The sequence below is a fragment of the Pseudomonas sp. SB113 genome, assembly GCF_040754745.1.
Classification (GTDB): Bacteria; Pseudomonadota; Gammaproteobacteria; order Pseudomonadales; family Pseudomonadaceae; genus Aquipseudomonas; species Aquipseudomonas grimontii.
The window spans coordinates 13,718-36,909 of the sequence record NZ_JBFMHW010000008.1; the positions used below are offsets into that span (position 1 = coordinate 13,718).

General features: G+C 61.4%; 20 protein-coding genes. 6 read left to right on the top strand and 14 right to left on the bottom strand.

Annotated elements, in window-relative coordinates; all coding sequences use genetic code 11:
• Nucleotides 1-120: 120 nt before the first annotated feature.
• Nucleotides 121-1,119, bottom strand: a complete 999-nt coding sequence (locus AB1462_RS12525; protein WP_259193246.1) for an NADP-dependent oxidoreductase — start codon at nt 1,117-1,119, stop codon at nt 121-123.
• 29 nt (nt 1,120-1,148) lie between these two features.
• Nucleotides 1,149-1,937 carry an SDR family NAD(P)-dependent oxidoreductase gene (locus tag AB1462_RS12530; RefSeq protein WP_367246784.1) on the bottom strand — a complete coding sequence of 263 codons (789 nt, stop codon included), beginning with the start codon at nt 1,935-1,937 and terminating at the stop codon, nt 1,149-1,151.
• 178 nt (nt 1,938-2,115) lie between these two features.
• Between AB1462_RS12530 and AB1462_RS12535 the strand changes: the two genes are divergently transcribed.
• The 3 genes from AB1462_RS12535 (at nt 2,116) to AB1462_RS12545 (ending at nt 5,608) form a co-directional block, all read left to right on the top strand.
• A complete protein-coding gene (locus AB1462_RS12535; RefSeq protein ID WP_367246785.1) occupies nt 2,116-2,703 on the top strand; it encodes a TetR/AcrR family transcriptional regulator in 588 nt (195 codons plus the stop codon).
• Nucleotides 2,704-2,819: 116 nt separating this feature from the next.
• Nucleotides 2,820-4,463, top strand: coding sequence for an MFS transporter (locus tag AB1462_RS12540; RefSeq protein ID WP_259193251.1), 1,644 nt, complete (start codon nt 2,820-2,822; stop codon nt 4,461-4,463).
• Nucleotides 4,460-5,608, top strand: coding sequence for an HlyD family secretion protein (locus AB1462_RS12545; protein ID WP_090405955.1), 1,149 nt, complete (start codon nt 4,460-4,462; stop codon nt 5,606-5,608). The genes AB1462_RS12540 and AB1462_RS12545 overlap by 4 nt, the downstream gene beginning before the upstream one ends.
• 461 nt (nt 5,609-6,069) lie before the next feature.
• On the opposite strand, the gene AB1462_RS12550 is transcribed toward AB1462_RS12545, so the two are convergent.
• The 9 genes from AB1462_RS12550 to copC form a co-directional block, all read right to left on the bottom strand.
• The gene (locus AB1462_RS12550) at nt 6,070-6,957 is read right to left on the bottom strand and encodes an aldose 1-epimerase (RefSeq protein WP_090409896.1); all 888 of its coding nucleotides are present in this window, start codon (nt 6,955-6,957) and stop codon (nt 6,070-6,072) included.
• Between the two features lie 2 nt (nt 6,958-6,959).
• Nucleotides 6,960-8,240: a TRAP transporter large permease gene (locus tag AB1462_RS12555; RefSeq protein ID WP_090402564.1), complete on the bottom strand. Its 1,281-nt coding sequence runs from the start codon at nt 8,238-8,240 to the stop codon at nt 6,960-6,962.
• Between the two features lies 1 nt (nt 8,241).
• Nucleotides 8,242-8,769, bottom strand: coding sequence for a TRAP transporter small permease (locus AB1462_RS12560; RefSeq protein ID WP_090402566.1), 528 nt, complete (start codon nt 8,767-8,769; stop codon nt 8,242-8,244).
• 67 nt (nt 8,770-8,836) lie between these two features.
• Complete coding sequence (locus tag AB1462_RS12565; RefSeq protein ID WP_367246786.1) at nt 8,837-9,799, bottom strand: TRAP transporter substrate-binding protein; 963 nt, start codon at nt 9,797-9,799, stop codon at nt 8,837-8,839.
• A gap of 51 nt (nt 9,800-9,850) precedes the next feature.
• Nucleotides 9,851-10,726 (bottom strand): SMP-30/gluconolactonase/LRE family protein, encoded by an 876-nt coding sequence (locus tag AB1462_RS12570; protein WP_259193253.1) that lies wholly within the window; start codon nt 10,724-10,726, stop codon nt 9,851-9,853.
• Between the two features lie 30 nt (nt 10,727-10,756).
• Nucleotides 10,757-11,575: an NAD(P)-dependent oxidoreductase gene (locus AB1462_RS12575; protein WP_259193254.1), complete on the bottom strand. Its 819-nt coding sequence runs from the start codon at nt 11,573-11,575 to the stop codon at nt 10,757-10,759.
• A gap of 252 nt (nt 11,576-11,827) precedes the next feature.
• Nucleotides 11,828-13,090 carry an OprD family porin gene (locus AB1462_RS12580; protein ID WP_367246787.1) on the bottom strand — a complete coding sequence of 421 codons (1,263 nt, stop codon included), beginning with the start codon at nt 13,088-13,090 and terminating at the stop codon, nt 11,828-11,830.
• Nucleotides 13,091-13,265: 175 nt separating this feature from the next.
• On the bottom strand, nt 13,266-14,123 hold the full coding sequence (gene copD, locus AB1462_RS12585) for a copper homeostasis membrane protein CopD (protein ID WP_259193256.1): 858 nt from the start codon (nt 14,121-14,123) through the stop codon (nt 13,266-13,268).
• Between the two features lie 3 nt (nt 14,124-14,126).
• Nucleotides 14,127-14,492: a copper homeostasis periplasmic binding protein CopC gene (copC, locus tag AB1462_RS12590; RefSeq protein ID WP_090402578.1), complete on the bottom strand. Its 366-nt coding sequence runs from the start codon at nt 14,490-14,492 to the stop codon at nt 14,127-14,129.
• A 115-nt stretch (nt 14,493-14,607) separates the two neighbouring features.
• On the opposite strand from copC, the gene AB1462_RS12595 reads away from it, so the two are divergent.
• A complete protein-coding gene (locus tag AB1462_RS12595) occupies nt 14,608-15,228 on the top strand; it encodes a TetR/AcrR family transcriptional regulator (RefSeq protein WP_027606227.1) in 621 nt (206 codons plus the stop codon).
• Between the two features lie 95 nt (nt 15,229-15,323).
• Here the strand turns inward: AB1462_RS12595 and preA are convergent, their stop codons facing one another.
• The 3 genes from preA to hydA all read right to left on the bottom strand — a co-directional run bounded on the left by preA (nt 15,324) and on the right by hydA (nt 19,560).
• Nucleotides 15,324-16,598, bottom strand: a complete 1,275-nt coding sequence (gene preA, locus AB1462_RS12600) for an NAD-dependent dihydropyrimidine dehydrogenase subunit PreA (protein ID WP_090402580.1) — start codon at nt 16,596-16,598, stop codon at nt 15,324-15,326.
• On the bottom strand, nt 16,598-17,965 hold the full coding sequence (locus AB1462_RS12605; RefSeq protein ID WP_090402582.1) for an NAD(P)-dependent oxidoreductase: 1,368 nt from the start codon (nt 17,963-17,965) through the stop codon (nt 16,598-16,600). Before AB1462_RS12605 ends, preA begins: the two co-directional genes overlap by 1 nt.
• Nucleotides 17,966-18,120: 155 nt before the next feature.
• Nucleotides 18,121-19,560, bottom strand: a complete 1,440-nt coding sequence (gene hydA / locus AB1462_RS12610) for a dihydropyrimidinase (protein WP_367246788.1) — start codon at nt 19,558-19,560, stop codon at nt 18,121-18,123.
• 591 nt (nt 19,561-20,151) lie between these two features.
• On the opposite strand from hydA, the gene AB1462_RS12615 reads away from it, so the two are divergent.
• Together AB1462_RS12615 and AB1462_RS12620 are read left to right on the top strand one after the other, a co-directional pair.
• Nucleotides 20,152-21,639, top strand: a complete 1,488-nt coding sequence (locus AB1462_RS12615) for an NCS1 family nucleobase:cation symporter-1 (RefSeq protein ID WP_090402586.1) — start codon at nt 20,152-20,154, stop codon at nt 21,637-21,639.
• Between the two features lie 166 nt (nt 21,640-21,805).
• On the top strand, nt 21,806-23,089 hold the full coding sequence (locus tag AB1462_RS12620; protein ID WP_090402588.1) for a Zn-dependent hydrolase: 1,284 nt from the start codon (nt 21,806-21,808) through the stop codon (nt 23,087-23,089).
• Nucleotides 23,090-23,192 lie beyond the last annotated feature (103 nt).

Sequence of the window (23,192 nt, forward strand, 5' to 3'; positions counted from 1 at the left end):
AATGCGGTGTACCCGATATTGCACAGTGGCTGGTTCTGGGGCTGCTGCGCACCCCGACGCGGGACAAGCCCGCTCGCCACAAGTCTGCATCGCCATCAGCTGAGCGTTGGGTGGGCTTAGTCATAGGATCTTGATCACCACCTTCCCCTTGGCTCTGCCCCGTTCGACGTAGCTCAATGCCTCAGCCGTTGAGTCGAAAGGGAAGGTTCGGTCGATCACCGGTGTGATGATTCCGGACTCTACCAACGCAGTGATTTTCTGCAATTGCGCACCGCTCGCACGCATGAACACGAACGCATAGTCGATGCCTTGCTTGCGGGCTTTTCTGCGTATGCCGCTGCTTAACAGGCGCATGATCCAACCCAGTCCCCAGAACAGTTTTTGCTCGCGTGCGAACTCAGCGGTCGGTGGCCCTGAGATGGAGATGAGCTGGCCTCCCGGCTTGAGAATGCGCAGGGATTTTTCCAGTTCGGCAGGGCCGAGGCTGTTCAATACGACGTCGTAGTCGCGCAACACGGTTTCGACGTTTTGCTGCGTGTAGTCGATGACGACGTCTGCGCCCAACGCCTTGACCCACTCCACGTTGCGGGTGCTGGTCGTGGTGGCAACGAAAGCGCCCAGGTGTTTTGCAAGCTGGATGGCAATGCTGCCGACGCCACCGGAGCCTGCGTGGATAAAGACTTTTTGTCCTTTCTTCAAGCGGGCTGTTTCAACCAGCACCTGCCAGGCTGTCAGTGCAACCAGGGGCAGGGCAGCGGCTTGTTCCATGCTGGTGTTTTTGGGTTTCAGAGCGAGGGCACTTTCCTCTATCGCGATCAGCTCGGCAAAGCCGCCGATGCGCGCCTGGGGCGGGCGCGCATAGACCTCGTCACCCGGCTTGAAGGTGCGCACGCCTGACCCCACGCGAACGACGACGCCGGCCAGGTCGTTACCCATGATCAGCGGGAATGTGTACGGCAGGATCAGTTTGAACTCACCTTTGCTGATCTTCGAATCCAGCAGGTTGACGCTGCTGGCATGCACCTTGACCAAGACGTCGTTGATGCCCGGTTCCGGCTCCGGGACCTCGCCAAGACGTCCAGGATTCTTGCCGTAACGGTCGATCAGGAAGGCTTTCATCGTTCAGTTCTCATGGTTTAGCGTAACTATCACGCCTTGGCTTGATAGCGCTCGGCGACGACCGATTGGCGAATTTCTGCAAGCAAACCTTGGCGGGCAGCCTGCAAGGCATCCCAACGGGCACCCTCTTGTAACGGTGGAATGGTCACCGGCTCGCGACGATCAAAACCGACCAGCGCCGCATCGACCAGCTCGTCCACGCTCATGATTTCGCTCAGCGTATTGATGTCGATGCCCGCGCGATCCCAGATTTCCGTGCGGGTTGCCGCTGGAAGAACGGCTTGCACGTAGACGCCTTTGGGCGAGAGCTCAAGGCTCAGTCCTTGGGATAGAAACAGCACAAACGCTTTGGTCGCACCGTAGACGCTCATGCCGAATTCCGGTGCCAGCCCCACCACCGAGCCAATGTTGATAATCGCGCCGTTACCGGCGTGTGCCAGGCGTGGAGCGATGGCGCTGGCAAGTCGCACCAGGGCGGTGGTGTTGAGCGCGACCAGGTTGGTAACGCTGTCGATGGATTGCTCGATGAAGCTGCCGGAGAGGGCGGCGCCCGCATTGTTTACCAGGATGCCGATACTGGCGTCATCACGCAGGCGAGCTTCGACGGTGGTCAGATCGCTGGTTTGAGTCAGGTCGGCCTGGATCACGTCAATGGATACCGCGTGTTTTTCACGCAGCCGGGAGGCCAGTGCGTCCAGCCGGTTTTTGTCGCGGGCCACCAGTACCAGGTTGTGCCCACGTTGGGCAAAACGCTCGGCGTAGGTCGCGCCAATGCCTGTTGAGGCGCCGGTAATCAGTACGGTTTCAGGGCTGCTCATAAATAGATGCTCTTGATTGTTCAGGATGATCATAGACGGCGATCTGCGCCGCACAGCCGCAGAGATATGCGCTGGTGGTTTTATGATGTCGATCATAATCAAAGGTGTCAATAGTTTTGATTGTGATCGACATCAGAGTATAGTCGGGGCCATTGTTCAGGAGTCCCAGGGGCGCGAAATGAAGATCACCAAGACGCAATCACTCGCTAACCGAGCTCATATTGTGGAGACGGCGTCAGAGCTGTTTCGTGAGCGTGGCTATGACGGTGTGGGTGTCGCAGAGCTCATGGCTACCGCGGGTTTTACCCAGGGAGGCTTCTACAAACACTTCGGCTCCAAAGCCGACTTGATGGCCGAAGCGGCCGAAAATAGCCTGGCAAAATCCCTGTCAAGTACGTGCGATCTGGACGTGCCGGGCTTTGTGAACCTGTACGTGTCCAGGGATCACAGGGACGGCAGGGGAGAGGGATGCACCATGGCAGCCCTGTGTGGTGACGCCGCCCGTCAGTCGGATGATCTGAAGGCGACCTTTGCCAGTGGCGTTGAAAACACCCTTGCAGCACTCGAGGACAAGTACACGGCGGGTGTGGATGTCACCAGGCAAGAGGCCCGCGCGAAAATGATCGACCTGCTGGCCCATGCAATCGGTGCGGTCATGCTGTCACGGGCGTGTCCGGATGACTCGGCCCTGGCGGATGAAATCCTGCAGACGTGCCGCGCTGAGATAATCGCATCCCTGCCATTGAGTGAAGAACACAGCGCATGAGTGGCAGGAGGGGCGCTAACTGATGCGCCCAAGATGGCAAGATGAACCCCGCTCAGGTTTACTACTCTGAGTAATGGTTTTACCGACGTCCCTCGTCGGGTCATCTAGGTCATCGAATGGATAAATACACTCCCCACACCTGGGAACCCCACGAGCGCCCGAGCCTGCCCGGTTCGCCGTCGACGCCGTGGCACCCCACCCACAAGCGCTGGCTGTACGCGCTGGTGGGCGTGCTGGTGGCAATCACCGGTGGCCTGGGCAACGCGCTGGTCATCGCCAATCTGCAATACCTGCAAGGCGCCCTCGGTGCGACCACCGCCGAAATGGCCTGGCTGCCCGCCGCCTATGTGATGACCAACGTGTGCATGAACCTGCTGCTGGTGAAGTTTCGCCAGCAATTCGGCCTGCGGGCGTTTACCGAGGTGTTCCTGGTGCTCTACGCGCTGGTGACCTTCGGCCACTTGTTCGTCAACGACCTCAACTCGGCCATCGCCGTACGGGCGGCCCACGGCATGGTCGGCGCGGCGCTGAGTTCGTTGGGCTTGTACTACATGATCCAGGCGTTCCCGGCCAAGTGGCGGTTGAAATCCCTGGTGCTGGGGTTGGGCACGGCGCAATTGGCCCTGCCGCTGGCGCGACTGTTCTCCGAAGACCTGCTGCAAATTGCCGAGTGGCGTGGTTTGTACCTGTTCGAACTGGGCATGGCGCTGATCTGCCTGGGCTGTGTGTTCCTGCTCAAGCTGCCACCCGGCGACCGCTTCAAGACCTTTGAAAAACTCGATTTCCTCACGTTCGCCATCCTCGCCAGCGGCGTGGCCCTGCTGTGCGCGGTCCTGTCCCTGGGGCGTATCGACTGGTGGCTGGAAGCGCCGTGGATCGGCGTGGCCTCGGCCTGTTCCCTGGTGCTGATCATGGCTGGCCTGGCCATCGAACATAATCGCGCCAACCCGCTGTTGATGACCCGCTGGCTGGGCAGCGGCACCATGATTCGCCTCGCGCTGGCGGTGATCCTGATTCGCATGGTGCTGTCGGAGCAGTCCACCGGCGCGGTCGGGTTCATGCAGATGTTGAACATGAGCTACCAGCAGATGCATACGCTGTATGTGGTGATGCTGGCCGGCGCGATCAGTGGGCTGGTGGTCAGTGCACTGACGATCAACCCGGCGCACCTGCTGATGCCGCTGGTGATTTCCCTGGCGCTGATGGCCACCGGTTCGGTGATGGACAGTTTCTCCAGCAACCTCACGCGCCCGCAGAACCTGTACATCAGCCAGTTCCTGCTAGGCTTCGGCGGTACGTTCTTTCTGGGGCCGACCATGGTGCTGGGCACCAAAAACGTGCTGGCCAACCCGCGTAACCTGGTGAGCTTTTCGGTGATGTTCGGGATTTGCCAGAACCTCGGCGGCCTGATCGGCGCGGCCTTGCTCGGCACCTTCCAGATCGTGCGCGAGAAGTATCACTCCAGCATGATCGTCGAGCACCTGACCTTGCTCGACCCGCGTGTGGCCGCGCGGGTGCAGAGCGGCGGGTCGGCCTATGGCGGTATCGTCGCCGACCCGGAACTGCGTAACCTCATGGGCATCCGCAGCCTGGCCACGGCGGCGACCCGTGAGGCCAATGTCATGGCCTACAACGATGTGTTCATGCTGATCGCGATTATCGCGATCCTGACCATGATCTGGATTTTTATCCGCAGTCTGTGGCTGATGAGCACCACTAAAGCAGCCACTCCCGTTCAACCCAGCGGCGCCACTTCATGACCGAACCGACCACCACCACGACCACCAACGCCATCGCCGCCACCCCGGAAGGCACCACGCCGCCCGGCGCCACGGTCACCGAGCCGCGCTCATTGCGCGTGCGCATCCTCTCGTCCCTGGGCTTTGCCGCGATTGCCATCGTTGGGGTGCTGATCGTGCTGTATGCCTGGCAATTGCCGCCGTTCAGCAGCGCGGTGGAAACCACCGAGAACGCCCTGGTGCGCGGCCAGGTCACCATCATCGGCCCGCAGCTCAGCGGTTATGTGTTCGAGGTGCCGGTGCAGGACTTCCAGTACGTCAAGGCCGGCGACCTGCTGGTGCGCCTGGATGACCGCATCTACAAGCAGCGCCTCGACCAGGCGCTGGCGCAACTGGCGGTGCAAAAGGCCTCGCTGGCCAATGTGGTGCAACAACGCAACAGCGCCGAAGCGACGATCAAGCTGCGTCAGGCCGCACTGGTGGACAGCCAGGCCCAGGCGCGCAAAAGCACCGCCGACCTGCGTCGCAACGAAGAGCTGATCAGCGACGGCTCGGTGTCCAGGCGCGAGCTGGACGTGACCCGTGCCGCCAATGCCCAGACCATAGCCGCCGTCGCACAAGCCCAGGCCAGCCTGGAAATTGCGCGGCAGGATTTGCAAACGGTGATCGTCAATCGCGGTTCCCTGGAAGCGGCGGTGGCGAGTGCCGAGGCGGCGGTGGAGTTGGCGCGTATCGACCTGTCCAACACGCGCATCACCGCCCCGCGTGACGGGCAGTTGGGGCAGATTGGCGTGCGGCTGGGAGCCTACGTCAACTCCGGCGCGCAGTTGATGGCGCTGGTACCGCACCAGCTGTGGGTGATCGCCAACATGAAAGAAACCCAGATGGACAATGTGCAGATCGGCCAGCCGGTGACCTTCACCGTGGATGCGCTCAACCACCGCAAGTTTCACGGCACGGTGCAGCATATTTCCCCGGCGACGGGGTCGGAGTTCAGCCTGTTGCAGGCCGACAACGCGACGGGCAACTTTGTGAAGATTGCCCAACGCGTGCCGGTGCGGATCACCGTGGACCCGGATCAGGCCGAGAGCGAGCGGTTGCGGCCGGGGTTGTCGGTTGTCGTGAGTATCGATACGGCTGGGCGGCTGAAAAACTCTCCACCCTGACATCACTGACACAACACAAATCAAAACTGTGGGAGGGGCGGTGCGACGATTCGACTTGCCCCCGATAGCTATAGGTATCTACACAACTTTGTAGCAGCCAACGGTAACCACGATGCGAAGCGAGCCGCTCTTGATCTTGCTTTGGATCTTGCTTTAGATCTTGATCTTGATCTCAGGCGCCCCGTTAAACCACGCTGGCCGGAATTCGATAGTGATTTGGGGGGTAAACCGGCAGGGATGCCGGTTTAGCCGCCCCGCGCCATGGATGGCGCGTGGCGGCGGCCCCCCAAATCACTGTCGGATTACGGGCACACCGAGCCTAGGCGAGGTGCCGAGTGGTGGGGCAAGAGCCCTTTGCTTACTTTGGGGCTTTTCCAAAGTGAGCCGCCGTAAGGGCGGAACCCATAGCCGCCGTTACCGCAGCAACGGATATGTACTCGGCCTGACATCCTGGTCGGCTGTCAGGCCGCCATCGGGGGCAAGCCCCCTCCCACATGTTGAATGTATTTCAGGTTGAAATTGAGTTGGACCGACTGATTGTGTTCCAGCAGTTTCAGGCCCGGCCGTCCCGCCAGGTGATGAGCATTCACCGGATGACTCACCGGCTCGATGCAAAAGAACCCCAGCCCCGGCGGACAGTACAGCAGGAAGTAATCGGCCCCGCTGGCCTGGCATTCCAGCGCATAGCCCAGGTCCGGCTGTTCGATCCGGCAATACCCGTCCCACTGGCAAAAACCGTTGTCCACCAAGCCTTCGGGCAGGGTCTTCAATCCCCGGAAATCCCACTCCCCCGGCACCGGCGCCAACCCTGTCGGCAGCTTGGAGGCGTCACTCATCCACACCTGCGCGGCCTTGGCCTGCAACCGGGTACCCGGTCGGCGCGGGAAGTAGGGATGCAGCCCCAGCCCATGCCACGCTGCTTTCTCACTCAGGTGGGTGACGCGCAACTCGATACTCAGCATCCCTTCGCCCAAGCGAATACGCTGCTCGGCGCGATAGGCAAACGGCGCGTCACACAGCACCTCCAGCAGTACCTCATCCGACGTCTGGCTGACCACCTGCCACGCCTGTTGCCAGGCCGAACCATGAATCGGCAGCGGATCGGTCAGGCTGTTGGGCGTGAGTGCCAGCCAACCCTCGGGGTTGTCGAAACCGCCACGGGCAATGCGGTTGGACCAGGGCACCAACGGATAGCACCCCAGCTTGCCGGGCAAACCGGTATGGATCGCCTGCTCATCGTTATGGCGCAGCAACGGCTGCCCGGTGGCGCGCACCGTCCAGTTGACGATGCTGCCGCCCACGGCCGGATTCACGGTGAGGTGAGTCAGGTGGTCTTCAAGTTCAATCATCATCACAACACCACGCTGGGCAGCCACAACGACAGCGCCGGAATGTAAGTCACTGCGATCAGCACGAGGAACAGCACCGCATAGAACGGCAGCAGCGCCTTCACGGTCTTCTCGATACTCACCTTGCCCACCGCCGCGCCCACAAACAGCACCGCACCCACCGGCGGCGTAATCAAGCCAATGCCGAGGTTGACCAGCATGATCATGCCGAAGTGCACCGGGTCGACGCCGATACCGAGCACCACCGGCAGCAAAATCGGCGTGAGGATCAGGATCAGCGGCGCCATGTCCATCACCGTGCCGAGCAACAGCAGCATGACGTTGATGCACATCAGGATCACGTAGCGGTTGTCCGACAGGGTCAGGAACAGCGTGGTGATCTTCGCCGGGATCTGCATCAGGGTCATGATGTAGCCGAAGCTGGCGGCGAAGGCGATCAGGATCATCACGATGGAAATGGTGCGCACCGTGCGGTGCATCAGCTTGGGCAGCTCGTTCCATTTGTAGTCGCGGTAGATGAACATGGTCACGAAGAACGCCCACAGCACGGCAATCGCGGCGGACTCGGTGGCAGTGAAGATGCCCGAGAGAATGCCGCCGAGAATGATCACCATGGCCATCAGGCCCCACAACGCGTCGGCGCAGATTTTCAGGGCCTGTTTCAAGGGGATGACTTCGCCCTTGGGGTAGTTGCGCTTTTTCGCGAAGATCAGGCACAGCACCATCAGGCACGCGCTCATCAACAACCCAGGCACCACGCCGGCCATGAACAGCGAGGCGATGGACACCGTGCCGCCCGCCGCCAGGGAGTAGAGCACCGAGTTATGGCTGGGCGGGGTCAACAGTGCCTGCACCGAACCGCTGACGGTGACTGCGGTGGCAAATTCCCGTGGGTAGCCACGGCGCTCCATTTCCGGGATCAGCACCGAGCCGACCGAGGCGGTGTCGGCCACCGACGAGCCGGAGATGGCGCCGAAAAACGTCGAGGCCATGATGTTCACCAGCGACAGGCCGCCGCGCACAAAGCCCACCAGCACTCCGGCAAATGCCACCAAGCGCCGCGACATGCCGCCCTCGGCCATGATCGCCCCCGCCAGCACGAAGAACGGAATCGCCATCAGCGAAAACTTGTTCACCCCGCCCGCGACCTGAATCATCAGGGCCTGGAACGGGATATCGATCCACCACGCGCCAATCAGCGCCGACAAACCCAGGGCGTAGGCCACCGGCATGCCGATCAGGATCAGGGCGATAAAGCTGCCCAGCAGAATCAATGCGTCCATATCAGGCAGCCCCTTCGCTTTCTTCCACCAGGTCAAAGCGCACCACGCGCCGGTTGCTCTGGTCACCGAGCAGGAGTTTTTCCACCACGAAGATCAGGGTCAGCAGCCCGCCAATCGGGATCGGCATATAGGTGATGCCCACGCGCAGGGTCGGGATGGCGCTCATGAACTGGTTCCAGGTGGACAGGCACAGCTTGGTGCCCCAGATGGCCATGAACAGGCAGATGGTGCCCATCAGCAGTTGCGAAAGGATGCCGACGATGCGGCGCTGGGCGGGCGGCAGGCGGTCCGTGACCATGGCCACCGACATATGTGCACCGGCGCGGTAGCTGGCGGCGGCGCCGATAAAGGTGAACACCAGCATCAGCAGGATGGCGGTGGGTTCCGGCCAACTGGAGCCGGTGCCGAGGATATAGCGGGCGAAGATGCCCCAGGGGATGATCAGTGCGACGCCGAGAACCGAGAGGCCGGCGACCCAGATGCAGGTCATGTAGATGCGGTCGTTGATGCGCAGCAGTAGATTCTTCATGGCGTTCACCGTAACCGGGCGCGTCGGTGCAGACCGCGCCGGGCCTTTTTGCGAGAGGCAGTAGAGGTTATTGAACGGCGTCGATCCGCGTGATGATGTCGGCGTAAGGCGCGCCGTACTTGGCGCGAACCGCTGCGGTGGCGTCATAGAAGGGCTTTTTGTCGACGGTGATGAACTCGACACCGGCCTTTTTGAGTTTTTCCTCACTGCTGGCGGACTTGGCATCCCACAGCGCGCGCTCATCGGCCTGGGCGGCCTTGGCGGCGTTTTTGACCATGACCTGTTGCGCCGGGGTGAGCTTGTTCCAGGTGATTTTCGACATCACGATGGGCTCGGGCAGGATCAGGTGCTCGGTGAGGGTGTAGTACTTGGCGTTCTGGAAATGGTTGTGTTCCAGCATCGTTGGCGGGTTGTTTTCCGCGCCGTCGATCACGCCGGTCTGCAGGGCGCTGAAGATCTCGCCGGTGTCCATGGCAATCCCGTTGGCGCCCATCGCGTTGAAGGCATCGATGAACAGCGGGTTGCCTTGCACACGGATCTTCATGCCCTTGAGGTCTTCGATCTTGCGCACGGGTTTCTTGGTGTAGAGGTTGCGCGTGCCGCCGTCCATCCAGGCCAAGGCCACCAGGCCGAACTCGGAGTCGGTGATCTTGGCGAGGATCTCATCGCCGATCTCGCCATCGATGACCTTGCGCATATGCGCCTGGTCGCGGAACACGAACGGCAGGTTGAACACGTTCACGTCCGGCACCACCGGCCCGACGATGCCGAGGCTGACACGGGTCATCTGCACGGCGCCGACCTGGGCCTGTTCGACCACTTCCTTCTCGGAGCCCAATACGCCGCCCGGGAAGTACTTGAAGCTCAGTTCGCCGTTGCTTTCCTTGGTCAGGGCCTTGCCCATGTTTTCTTCGGCGACGACGGTGGGGTAGCCGGCAGGGTGAATGTCGGCGAATTTGATTTCCAGCGCGTGGGCGGCGCTGCTGAGGGTAAAGACTGCGGCGGCGAGCAAGGTGCGTTTGAAGTCCATGGGAGGTCACTCCTGTGTTGTTATTGTTGTATTCAAGGCACAGCGATGCAGCTAGAGGGTAAACGTCGGTTCAGGCAGTCCTTGGACGCCGGGGTTGAGGGCGAACACGCCGCCGGAGACTGACTGGTCACTCTGGTCGTCGCGGATCGAAGTGACGAACAGGGTGTCCAGGCGGCTGCCGCCGAAGGCGCACATGGTGGGTTTTTTCACCGGCACGGTGAGGGAGCGGTCCAGGCGACCATCGGGGGTGAAGCGGTGGATCAGGCCGGCGTCGTTGGCGCAGATCCAGTAACAGCCATCGGCGTCCACGGCGGCGCCGTCGGGGCGGCCAAGGTAGTGGTGCATATCGACGAACACGCGACGGTTGGACGGTGTACCGGTGTCGATGTCGTAGTCGAAGGCCCAGATTTGCTGCACCAGCGGGTGCGAATCCGAGGCGTACATCGTGCGGCCATCGGGGCTGAAGGCCAGGCCGTTCAGAGTGATAAAACCATCCAGCTGGGCATGGGGCGCTGAACCCGAGGCATAGCGATAGAGGATGCCCTCGGCCGCATTCGCGCCCATGTTCAGCACCATGCTGCCGGCCCAGAAACGCCCCTGGCGGTCGCAGCGGCCGTCGTTCATGCGCATGTCCGGGCGTGGGTGCTCGACGCTGGCCAACGGCGTGGTGTCGAGGCTGCCATCGTTGTGCGGCGTGAGTTGGAAGAAACCGGTTTCCATCCCGGCGACCCAGTTGCCCGTCGTTGTGCGGGCAATGCAGGCAAGCATCTGCGGGGCTTTCCAGGCGGTTACGTGGCCACGGGCGGCGCTCCAGCGTTGCAGGCCGCCGTTGGGGATGTCCACCCAGTACAGGGCGTTTTCCTCGGGCACCCACACCGGGCATTCGCCCACGGCATTGCGGGCGTCGACGATCAATTCAGCAGTCATGGCAACTCATTCCCTTGGGTGGGTGTGAACTCAGTCACCGAACGGCCCAGCGGCGCAGAACGCACCACCCTGATAGACCTTGGCCGGGTCATCGGCGGCCACCGGTGGCTGGGTTTCGACCTGGGCACGGAAGACTTCGGAGCTGTCTTTCGGGGCGTAGCCCAGGTGCGCGGCGTAGCGGTTGTCCCACCAGGTGTCGAGGTTATCCGACATGCCGTAGACCACGGTGTGGCCGACATTCGGCGTATACAGCGCGCGTTCGAGCAGTTGGGTCAGGTCGTCGAAGCTCAGCCAGGTGTGCATCATCCGGCGGTTCTGCGGTTCGGGGAACGAGGAGCCGATACGGATGCTCACGGTCTCGATGCCGTAGCGGTCGAAATAGAAGCTCGCCATGTCTTCGCCGTAGGACTTGGACAGCCCGTAGTAGCTGTCGGGACGGCGTGGAGAGTGGGCGTCGAGTTTTTCGCCCTGCTTGTGGAAGCCGATCACATGGTTTGAGCTGGCGAAGATCACGCGCTTTACCCCATGGCGGCGCGCGGCTTCGTAGATATGGAAGGTGCCGCTGATATTGGCACCGAGGATTTCTTCAAACGGACGCTCCACCGATACGCCGCCGAAGTGCAGGATCGCGTCGACGCCTTCCACCAGGTGATGCACGGCTTGTTTGTCGGCAAGGTCGCAGGGCTGGACTTCTTCCGAGGCATCGACCGGCGGGGCCATGCTGGCGATGTCCGACAGGCGTAGCACCTGGGTGTACGGACGCAGGCGTTCGCGCAGGACTTTGCCGAGGCCGCCGGCGGCACCGGTGAGCAGCAGGCGGTTGAAGGGAGTGGGGGTGGTCGTGGTCATGGGGATTCCAATTTTTTTGTTGTAGGTTGTCGTATGACTATGCCGAAGTATTGTTAGGGATCCCCCAGGTTGTCAACGCGCCATTGATCGAATTAGTCCGCACGTAGATACCGTCTTAGCCAAATCCGCGCAAAACCGTAGCAGCTGCCGAGCGCAAGCGAGGCTGCGTCGGGCGCGCTGCCGATTCAAGCTCGAGTCGCGGCCGACGCAGCCTCGCCGGGGCTCGACAGCTGCTGGGGCGGCCGGTGTGAGTTACAGCAACGAGAGCGGGTAGCTGATAAAGATGCGGTTTTCGTCGAACTCGTTGGTGCTGAAATCCCGTCGCATGGTCGAGTTGCGCCACTTCACGTTGAGGTTCTTCAATGCACCGCTTTGCACGGTGTAGGCCAGCTCCGATTCACGTCCCCATTCCTTGCCATCGGTGATCGCCCCGGTGTGCACGTTACTGCCGCTGATATAGCGATTCATCAGGGTCAGCCCCGGCACGCCGAGCACCACGAAGTTGAAGTCATGCCGCACCTGCCAGGATTTTTCCTTGGCGTTGTCATAACTGGAGTTGTAGCTGTCGTTGGCCAGGGTGCCGCCGCTGGTGCCGTTGACGCGCATCCACACGCTGTCGCCGGTGAGTTTCTGCAGGCCGACGTAGAAGGTGTTGCCGCCGTATTTAGCCGAGAGCAGGGCGAAGGTGGTCTTGTTGTCGAGGTCGCCGGCCAGGGCGCTGCCGTCTTCCTTGCCGTTGAAGAACCCGAGATTGGCGCCCAGGGTCCAGTCGCCCACCGGTTGGCTGTGGGTCAGGTTGACGTACTGTTGCTGGTAGATGTCGGTGAGCTCGGAGTACCACAGGCCAACTTGCGTGCGCTTGTCGTTGAAGCTGTATTCGCCGCCGCCGAAGTTGAAGCGGTCGGAGGTGAACGCGGCTTTGCCGTTCATGAACATGTCTTCCATGCTCGCGTCGTTGCGCGGGCTGTTGCCGCGAAACTGGCCGCCGTAGAGGGTCAGGCCGTCGATTTCATTGGACGTCACCTGGCCGCCGCGAAAGGTCTGGGGCAGCGAGCGACCATCGTCGGAGCGCAGGATCGGCAGCACCGGCATCCATTCGCCGACCTTCAATTCGGTCTTCGACAGCCTGGTTTTCAGCGCCACGCCCAGGCGCCCGAAATTGTCGGCGGGGCGGCCGTCATCGTGGATCGGCAGCAACTGGGTACCGCCGGTGCCTTTGCCGCCATCGAGCTTCTGCGAATACAGCCCCAGCACATCAATGCCGAAACCCACGGTGCCCTGGGTGAAGCCGGACTTGGCGTCGAGAATAAAACTCTGCGTCCACTCTTCAGCCTTGCCCTGAGGGTTGCTCGGGTTGGTGAAGTTACGGTTGAAGTAGGCGTTGCGCAGGTTGAGCGTGGCTTTGGCGTCGTCGACGAAGCCTTCGGCGTGGGCGACGAGGGGCAGGGCGAAGGCCAGGCTGCCGAGACCGATAAGGCCGATACACGACGAGGAATTACGGGCGAATTGACTCACAGTGACGCTCCCTTTCATTTGTTGTTTTTATTATTTGTTATACGTCGTCGTACAACATTGGAGCGGATATTTGCGGGGTTTTCGTGAGGTGTCAAGCAGAAGTTATACGATGACTAGGTGGGGGTTGATCTAAAGCGGGCACAGTCAATGTGAGAGGGGCAAGCCTCTCCCACATTCAGCCAGCCAGGGCCATTGGAGGCAGGGTGCCAAGCAGGGATACGGCAGCGACTGCTGAAACACCGAGCAGCCACTCCAGCATCACACTGGCCTTCAAGCTGCCCAGCCGTTGTTCGCCGCTATCAAGGCGCAACCGGTTCAGCAGCGCCAGCGCCAACATGCCCAGCACCAGCATCACCTTGATCAACAGAATCAGCGCGAAACCACTGAACAACGGCGTGGGCCACAGCTGCCCGGTGAGTACGCGCACATTGATCAGGCCGGTCACCAGCAACCCCGCGACCAGGCCATAACCCACGCCGCTGAAACGACGCAGGACCGGCGCCAGCTCAAAACCGTTTGGCGGCTTGAGGATCAATACCAGCAGCAATAACCCACCCAACCATGCGCCGACGCACATCAGGTGCACCACCTGGTTGAGTATCAACAACTGCCCCCTCAGCCCATCAAGCATGGCGCCATGGCCGACCGGGGCCAGGGTCATCAGCAACAGCGTGATCAACGGCAGGCGCGCGGCCTTCCAGGCGGTCATCAGGGCGATGACCAACAACCCATTCAACATCAGATGCCAGGTCCACACCTGGCCAAAAAAGGTCTTGCCCAGCACCCGTTGCACGGTCGACAGTTCCAGCGCCGCCGGCCATGAACCGGCCATGCTGGCGGTAATCAACAGTAACCAGGTCACCGCCGACGCGAGGGCCGTCCATGCCAGCCCACGGGTGATGCGCAACAATTGCCGGTCCAGCACCGGCTGCGGTTCAGCGCCGAGGAGCCAGGGCCTGAATACACAGGCCCCGAACATCAACAGCACGACGATGAAATGCACGAACCGGCACAGCACCAGCAGCGTTGCCATGGGTTATTGGCCGACCTTGAAGCTGTATTCACCGTTGCTCTTGTGGGTGTCGACGGACACCGCATTCCACACCACCTTGTAGTTGCCGGCCGCGAGCGGTGCGGCAGGGGTGACCACCAGGGTTTTCTTGTCGGCGTCCGGGGTTTCCAGGCCTTTGATGGCGATTTCGGTGCCGTCCTTGCTCAGGGACACCTTGGTGAAGGTGGCTTCGACGCCTTCGCTGAAGGTCAGGCGCAGATCTTTGGGGGCCGTGACGCTGCTGTCTGCCGCAGGCGTGGCGCTTTTGAGATGAGCATGGGCAAACGCTGCGCAGGGACCCAGCAGGGAGGCGAGCAGGGCGACAGTGGTCAGGGTTTTCTTGATCAACATTGTGCAATACCCAGCAATGGTTAGGAGCGGGCAGTGTACGAAGTTTCGACTGCGCCTGTCGCCCCGATCTAGAGCGGTGGTAGTCTTTGGGTCATGTCTTTGTCAGGGAGCCCTTATGGGCAATCACAAGAGCGGAATTCGCCGGGTCAACGTCGAAAAAATCCTGCTGGCGGCGGAGAAAATCTTCGCCGAGAAGGGCTACGGCAGTACCGCCATGGCCGATATTGCTGAAGAAGTGCAACTGCCGCGCTCCAACCTGCATTACTACTTCACCACCAAGAGCGAGCTGTACAGCGCGGTGCTGTTTGACCTGCTGGAAGTGTGGAAGCAGGACGCCCTCAGCTTCGAGACCTTCGATGACCCCCGCGTGGTGCTCAGCAGTTACATCCGCGCCAAGATGCAACGCTCGCGCACGCGGCCGTATGGCTCCAAGGTCTGGGCCAACGAGATCATCCACGGCGCGCCGACACTCGGTGAGGCGCTGGATGAGAGCCTGTACGACTGGGCCAAGATGAAGGAGGCGAAAATTCGCCAGTGGGTGGAAGACAAACGCATCCTGCCGGTGGAACCGTCGAGCCTGCTGTACATGATCTGGGCGTCGACCCAGCACTATGCCGACTTTGATCATCAGGTGAAGATTCTGAATGATCACCAGCCGTTGTCGGATATGCAGTTCGAGAAGGCGATCCAGACGGTGACCAGTGTGATTTTGCGCGGGATTGGGTTGGAGCCTTGAGTGGGAGGGTGGGGCTTAGGGCCTCATCGGGGGCAAGCCCCCTCCCACATTTGATGTGTGGTGTGGGAGGGGGCCCCCGATAGCGGCCTGAAGGACTACACCGCCTCCCGATAGGGATTCCTCGGATCCTGCGTCCAATTCAAAAACGGCTTGCCCGTGTCGATAGGCACCATCTCGATGCAATCCGCCACCGGACAGGTGATCTGGCACAAGTTGCAGCCCACGCACTCATCATCGATCACTTCGTATTTATGCGTGCCGTCCGCCTGCTTCAAGCTGGCGATGGCCTGGTGCGAGGTGTCCTCACAGGCAATGTGGCAACGCCCGCAGCCAATGCACGCCGCTTGGTCGATCTTGGCGATCACCTGGTAGTTGATGTCCAGGTACTTCCAATCCGTGGTATTGCCCACCGCGCGCCCGGAAAATTCCTGCAAGCTCTGGTAACCCTGGCTGTCCATCCACCGCGACAGCCCGTCCTTCATCTCTTCAACGATGCGAAAACCATGCAGCATCGCCGCCGTGCACACCTGCACCGCGCCGCAACCGAGGGCGACGAATTCCGCAGCGTCGCGCCAGTTACCGATGCCGCCGATCCCGCAGATCGGCAGGCCCTGGGTCTGCGGGTCGCGCGCGATTTCGGCGACCATGTTCAGGGCAATCGGCTTGACCGCCGAACCGCAGTAACCGCCGTGGGTGCTCTGGGTGCCGACCATCGGCAGGGCGACCATGCGTTCCAGGTCCACGCTGGTGATGGAGTTGATGGTATTGATCAGCGACACCGCGTCCGCACCGCCGCGATACGCCGCCCGCGCCGCCACACGGATGTCGGTGATATTCGGCGTGAGCTTGACGATCACCGGCAGCGAGCAATAGGTCTTGCACCAGCGCGTCACCTGTTCCACGTACTCCGGCACCTGGCCCACCGCCGCGCCCATGCCGCGCTCGGGCATGCCGTGGGGGCAGCCGAAGTTCAGCTCAATGCCGTCGCAGCCGGTGGCTTCCACCAGGGGCAGGATGTTTTTCCAGGATTGCTCAACGCACGGCACCATCAGCGACACGATCAGCGCGCGATCAGGCCAATCCTTTTTCACCTGGGTAATTTCCCGCAGGTTGATCTCCAGGGAGCGGTCGGTGATCAGCTCGATATTGTTGATGCCCAGCACTTCACGGTTGGCGCCGTAGTGCGCCGAGTACCGCGATGACACGTTGACCGCTGCCGGGTCTTCACCCAGGGTCTTCCACACCACGCCACCCCAGCCCGCTTCAAACGCACGCACCACGTTGTAGGCCTTATCGGTGGGCGGCGCGGAGGCCAGCCAGAATGGGTTGGGGGCCTTGATACCGGCGAACACAATCGAGAGATCGGCCATTACGCAGCCTCCACATTCAGCATGAGTTGGGCGTGCATGGCTTCGGCGGCCAGCTTGCCGTGTTGCACCGCCTGCACGGTGAGGTCCTGGCCGAGGCTGACGCAGTCGCCGCCGGCGTAGACCCCAGGGATGCTGGTGCGCAGCTGTTCGTCGACGAAGATCCGCTCGCCGACGCGGTGCAGCTGTTGCGCCATGGGATCATGCAAGGCCTCGCCGTCAAAACCCTGCCCGATGGCCTTGAAGATGGCATCGGCGGCCAGTTCGAAGGTCTCTCCAGTGGGATGCAGGCGGCCGTTTTCCAGGCGGGTGCGGGCGAAGCGCATGCCGCGTACACGGCCCTGTTCATCGAGCAGCACTTCTTCGGGCTGGGCCCAGGTCAGCAGGCGCACCTGATTGGCCTTGGCGATGTCCTGCTCATGGTGGGTGGCGCCCATATCGGCGAGGCCACGGCGGTAGACGAGGTTCACATCACGGGCACCGAGCCTGGCCATTTGCACGGCCATGTCGATGGCGGTATTGCCGGCGCCGAGCACGATGCAGCGGTCGGCCAGGGGCAGCTGGGTCAGGTCATCGGCCTGGCGCAGCTCGCGGATATAGTCGGTGGCGGCAAGCAGGCCGGGTGCGTCCTCATGGGGCAAGCCGAGTTGCTTGCTGGCCGCCAGGCCCAGGCCGAGGAACACCGAGTCGAATTGCTGGTGCAGTTCGCTGAGGGTGAGGTTCTCGCCGAGGCGCTGGCCGTGGCGGATTTCGATGCCGCCGATCTGCAGGAGGAAATCCAGTTCCTTCTGGGCGAAGTCGTCCACCAGCTTGTACTTGGCGATCCCGTATTCGTTCAGACCGCCGGCTTTTTCCCGCGCTTCGAAGATCACCACGTCATGCCCGTGCAGGGCGGCGCGATGGGCGCAGGCCAGCCCAGCGGGACCTGCACCGACCACGGCGATGCGTTTTCCGGTAGAGGCGGCACGCTGGAACGGGTGTTCGCTGAAGTGGGCGTTATCCACCGCGTAGCGTTGCAACAGGCCGATCAGCACCGGCGCGCATTCTTCGGCGTTGTTACGCACGCACGCTTGCTGGCAGAGGATTTCTGTCGGGCAGACCCGTGCGCAACTGCCGCCGAGGATGTTGGCCGAGAGGATTTTCTGTGCTGCGCCCTGGACGTTGTCGGTGTGGATATTGCGGATGAACGAGGGAATGTCGATTTCGCTGGGGCACGCGTTCACGCACGGGGCGTCGTAGCAGTACAGGCAGCGCGAGGCTTCCAGTTGGGCCTGGCGGGCGTTGAGGGGCGGCGCCAGGTCGGTGAAATGGCTGGCGAGGGTGGCCCCGTCTTCATGGGGATGGGGGAGGTGGGTCAGGGTCTGGATCACGGTGTTGGCCTCACGGTTTTTTGGATTGCCTCTAAGTGGGCATTTTTGTTGCCTGTACTGGCCTCATCGGGGGCAAGCCCCCTCCCACATTCGACCGAGTTGTATCTGAATGAATGCGGTCAAGTGTGGGAGGGGGCTTGCCCCCGATAGCGGTCTCAGCGCTTCACAGCAACCGGCCTGGAATGCTCCGCCCGCTTGCTCAACTGCTCAAACACCGACGGATACGCCGGCCGCTCCACATAGCGCCCGGCCCCGCGTTCGGCGCGCAGGTCGCCATCGGCCCAGACCAGCTTGCCCTGGCTGATGGTGTGGCTCGGCACGCCGCGCACGGTCTTGCCTTCGAAGATGTTGAAGTCGACCTTCTGATGGTGGGTCTTGGCGGAAATGGTCCGCGTGCCTTCGGGGTCCCACAGCACCAGGTCGGCATCCGCACCTACGCGGATCGCGCCTTTGCGTGGGTAGAGGTTGAAGATCTTCGCGGTGTTGGTGGAGGTCAGCGCGACGAATTCCTGCATCGACAGGCGCCCGGTGTTGACCCCTTCGTGCCACAGCAGCGCCATGCGGTCTTCGATACCGGCGGTGCCGTTGGGGATCTTGCTGAAATCGTCACGCCCGGCGGCTTTTTGTTCGGCGCAGAAGCAGCAGTGGTCGGTAGCGGTTGTGTGCAGGTTGCCCGATTGCAGGCCATGCCACAGCGCTTCCTGATGCCCGCGCGGGCGAAACGGCGGGCTCATCACATAGCCGGCGGCGGTTTGCCAGTCGGGGTGCTGGTAGACGCTGTCGTTCAGCAGCAGGTGGCCGGCGAGCACCTCACCGTAGACCGCCTGGCCCTTGCCTCGGGCGTAGGTGATTTCATCCAGCGCCTCCTGGGTAGACACGTGCACAAGGTACAGCGGCGTGCCGATGGTCTCGGCGATACGGATCGCGCGGCTGGCCGCTTCACCTTCCACCTGGGACGGGCGTGACAGCGGGTGCGCTTCCGGCCCGGTGATGCCCTGGGCCATCAGCTTGCGTTGCAGGTGGTACACCAGCTCGCCGTTTTCCGCATGCACGGTGGGCACGGCGCCGAGTTCCAGGCAGCGTTCGAAGCTGGCCACCAGGGTGTCGTCGGCCGCCATGATTGCGTTCTTGTAGGCCATGAAATGCTTGAAGCTGTTGATGCCGTGGTGGCTGACCAGCTCGGCCATTTCCTCGCGCACCTGTTCGCTCCACCAGGTGATCGCCACATGAAAGCCGTAGTCGGACGCAGACTTTTCTGCCCAGCCCCGCCACTGGTGGAACGCTTCCATCAACGATTGCTGCGGGTTGGGAATCACGAAGTCGATGATCGAGGTGGTGCCCCCGGCCAAACCCGCCGCCGTGCCGCTGAAAAAATCTTCACTGGCCACGGTGCCCATGAAGGGCAGTTGCATATGGGTATGGGGGTCGATGCCGCCCGGCATCAAATATTGTCCGCTGCCGTCGAGTTGTTCAGTGCCGGCGGGAATATCCAGGTCCGTGCCAATGGCGCGAATCAGACCGCCTGCGCATAACACATCGGCGCGGTAACTTTCATCATGGGTAATAACGGTGGCGCCACGGATCAACAGCGACATGTCGAGTTCCTCACAGGCTTGACCGGCTTGTGCCAGTTCTAAGTGTTGTATTGCTACGCGCCGATGTTCGGTTAATTCCTGTCATCGGTGACAGGAATAGAAACTAGCCCGAGTTTTTCGATTGAGCAAGAAGATTTTTTATAAGCTTATATTGTGTTTAATCTATTGATTTATAAGGATAAAAATACAAAATCACCAAAATGTAGCGGTCTCTCACCATTTTGACGCACTTGACAGGTTCCCAATATGAGCAACATTTCTTATTGCAAATCAGACGCTTGAGACATGCCTCTTGACGGGGTCGGTAAATAAAAATAATTGTGGTGCACCAGATTGACTCCTGACGGTTCGGATAACGGGCGCGTTATTTAGCCTGAGTAACGCGGCAAGTACCGCAGGCGCAATCGGAAAGCTGATTAACATCAGCAAGTTATATAAGCGGTGCGGGTTAAAGGGCAGTTGTCGGCACGGTTATTGAGTGCAGTGGCGGCTGGCCGGACCCGTGATGTCATGTTGTTTACGAGGTACTCCGGCCACCCAGCGTTCAGCGCGGGGTGAGCAACAATAATTCGAAAAAACCGTGGAGCGGCCATGCAACAGAACAGATCGCAAGTCATTGAGCGCAACGGCCTGTACGAACTCGACGCCGGCCCCGACGTCCTCGACAGCCCTCGCTACAACCACGACATGGCACCGACCAAGGTGCACGAACGCACCTGGAACAAGTGGCACATCACCGCGCTGTGGGTCGGCATGTCGATCTGCGTGCCCACCTACACCCTGGGCGGTGTGCTCACCGCATATTTCGGGTTGTCGGTGGGGGAGGCGCTGATGGCGATATTGCTCGCCAATATCGTGGTGCTGATCCCGCTGACCCTTAACGCCTTCCCCGGTACCAAGTACGGCATTCCGTTTCCGGTGTTGCTGCGTTCGTCCTTCGGCATCCTCGGTTCCAACGTGCCGTGCCTGATCCGCGCGCTGGTGGCGTGTGGCTGGTTTGGTATCCAGACCATGTTTGGCGGGCTGGCGATTCACCTGTTCCTGGGCTCGATTTTCGAGGGGTGGAAGTCCCTCGGCGGCACCGGTGAGGTGATCGGCTTCATGATGTTCTGGTGCCTGAATTTGTGGGTGGTGCTGCGCGGCGCCGAGTCGATCAAGCGCCTGGAAACCCTGTCGGCGCCGTTGCTGGTGGCCGTGGGCATTGGCCTACTGGTGTGGGCGATGCCGAATGTGTCTCTCAGCGAATTGATGGCGATCCCGCCCAAGCGGCCCGAGGGCGCGAGCCTTACCGGTTACTTCATGGCAGGCCTGACCGCGATGGTGGGCTTCTGGGCCACCTTGTCGCTGAATATTCCCGACTTCAGCCGCTACGCCAAAAGCCAGAAGGACCAGATCCTCGGGCAGATTTTCGGCCTGCCGCTGACCATGTTCCTGTTCGCCGCCCTCGGCGTGATTATGACCGCCGCCTCGGTGAAACTGGTGGGCGTCAGCGTGTCCGATCCCGTGACCCTGATCGGCCATATCCAGAGCCCGGTGTGGGTGGCCGTGGCGATGGCGCTGATCATCGTCGCGACCTTGTCCACCAACACCGCCGCGAACATCGTCTCGCCCACCAACGACTTCCAGAACATCGCGCCCAAGCTGATCAACCGCACCACGGCGGTGATCCTCACCGGCCTGGTCGGGCTGGTGCTGATGGGCCATGAACTGCTGAAAAAACTCGGCTTGATCGTCTCGGATGTGAGCCTGGAAACCGTGTATTCCAACTGGTTGCTGGGCTACTCAAGCCTGCTGGGGCCGATCGCCGGGATCATGGTGGTGGACTACTTCATCACCCGCAAACAGCAACTGGACCTGGCCGGTCTGTACCGCGACGACGTGTACCCGGCGTGGAACTGGAGCGGCTTTATCGCCTTTGGCGTGCCGGTGGTGTTGACGTTGCTGTCGTTGGGCAGCGATGCGTTCAGCTGGTTCTACAGCTACGGCTGGTTTACCGGTTCGGCGTTGGGCGGGTTGCTGTATTACGGCCTGAATGCCAGGCGTGGAATCAGTCCGATGCCAGCCAAATCCCCGCTGTAACGGAAGTGGAATGCAATCTAAATGTGGGAGGGGGCTTGCTCCCGATAGCGGTCATTCAGCCAATGCATGGGTGACTGATCCACCGCAATCGGGAGCAAGCCCCCTCCCACATTGGACCGCGTTCCCCCTGCTCCTATCATAAGAAGCTCAGCCTGAGGAGATCCCCATGAACGCTGCCCTTGACGTTCTGCAATCGACCCACCAGCACATCAACCGCGACCGCTTGTGGCAGTCGCTGATGGATCTGGCCAAACTCGGTGCCACCCCCAAGGGGGGCGTGTGCCGCCTGGCCCTCACCGACCTTGACCGCAAGGCCCGCGACCTGTTTGTGCAGTGGTGCGAAGACGCCGGTTGCACCGTGACCGTCGATGGCATCGGCAATATCTTCGCGCGCCGTCCCGGTCGTAATCCCAACCTGCCGCCGGTGATGACCGGCAGCCATATCGACACTCAGCCTACGGGCGGCAAGTTCGATGGTTGCTTCGGTGTGCTGGCGGGGGTGGAAGTGTTGCGTACGCTCAATGACCTCAAGATCGAAACCGAGGCGCCCTTGGAAGTGGTGGTGTGGACCAACGAGGAAGGCTCGCGCTTCCCGCCGTGCATGATGGGTTCGGGGGTATTTGCCGAGAAGTTTACCCTGGCGGAGACCTTGGCCAAGGTCGATGCGGACGGGGTCAGCGTGGGTGATGCGCTGAACGCGATTGGCTACGCAGGAACCCGTCCTGAGCGTGGGCATAAGGTCGGTGCGTATTTCGAGGCGCATATCGAACAAGGGCCGATTCTGGAAGACGAGAAGAAGACCATCGGCGTGGTGCTCGGCGCCCTCGGGCAAAAGTGGTTCGACCTGAAACTGCGCGGCGTTGAAGCGCATGCGGGGCCGACGCCGATGCACCTGCGCAAGGACGCCCTGGTAGGCGCGGCGGCGGTGGTGGCGGCGGTCAATGCGGCGGCGCTGGGGCATCAGCCGCATGCTTGCGGGACTGTCGGTTGCCTGCAGGCGTATCCCGGCTCACGCAACGTGATTCCCGGCGAAGTGCGCATGACCCTGGACTTCCGGCACTTGGAACCGGCGCGATTGGATTCGATGATCACCGAAGTGCGTAAGGTGATTGACGAGACCTGTGCCAAGCACGGGTTGAGTTTTGAAATGGAACCCACGGCCGACTTCCCGCCGCTGTACTTCGACAAAGGCTGCGTCGACGCCGTGCGCGATGCGGCGAATGGGTTGGGCTTGTCGAACATGGACATCGTCAGCGGGGCAGGGCACGACGCGATCTTCGTCGCCGAGTTGGGCCCGGCGGGGATGATCTTTGTGCCGTGTGAGGGTGGCATCAGCCACAATGAAATCGAGAACGCCGCCCCGGATGACCTGGCCGCGGGATGTGCGGTGCTGTTGCGCGCCATGGTGGCCGCTTCGGCAGCCATCGCCAGCGGCAAACTCGCCGCCTGAAATGTGGGAGGGGGCTTGCTCCCGATAGCGGTGTATCAGTTACAGATAAGCTGACTGACCTACCGCAATCGGGAGCGAGCCCCCTCCCACATTTGAACTGTGT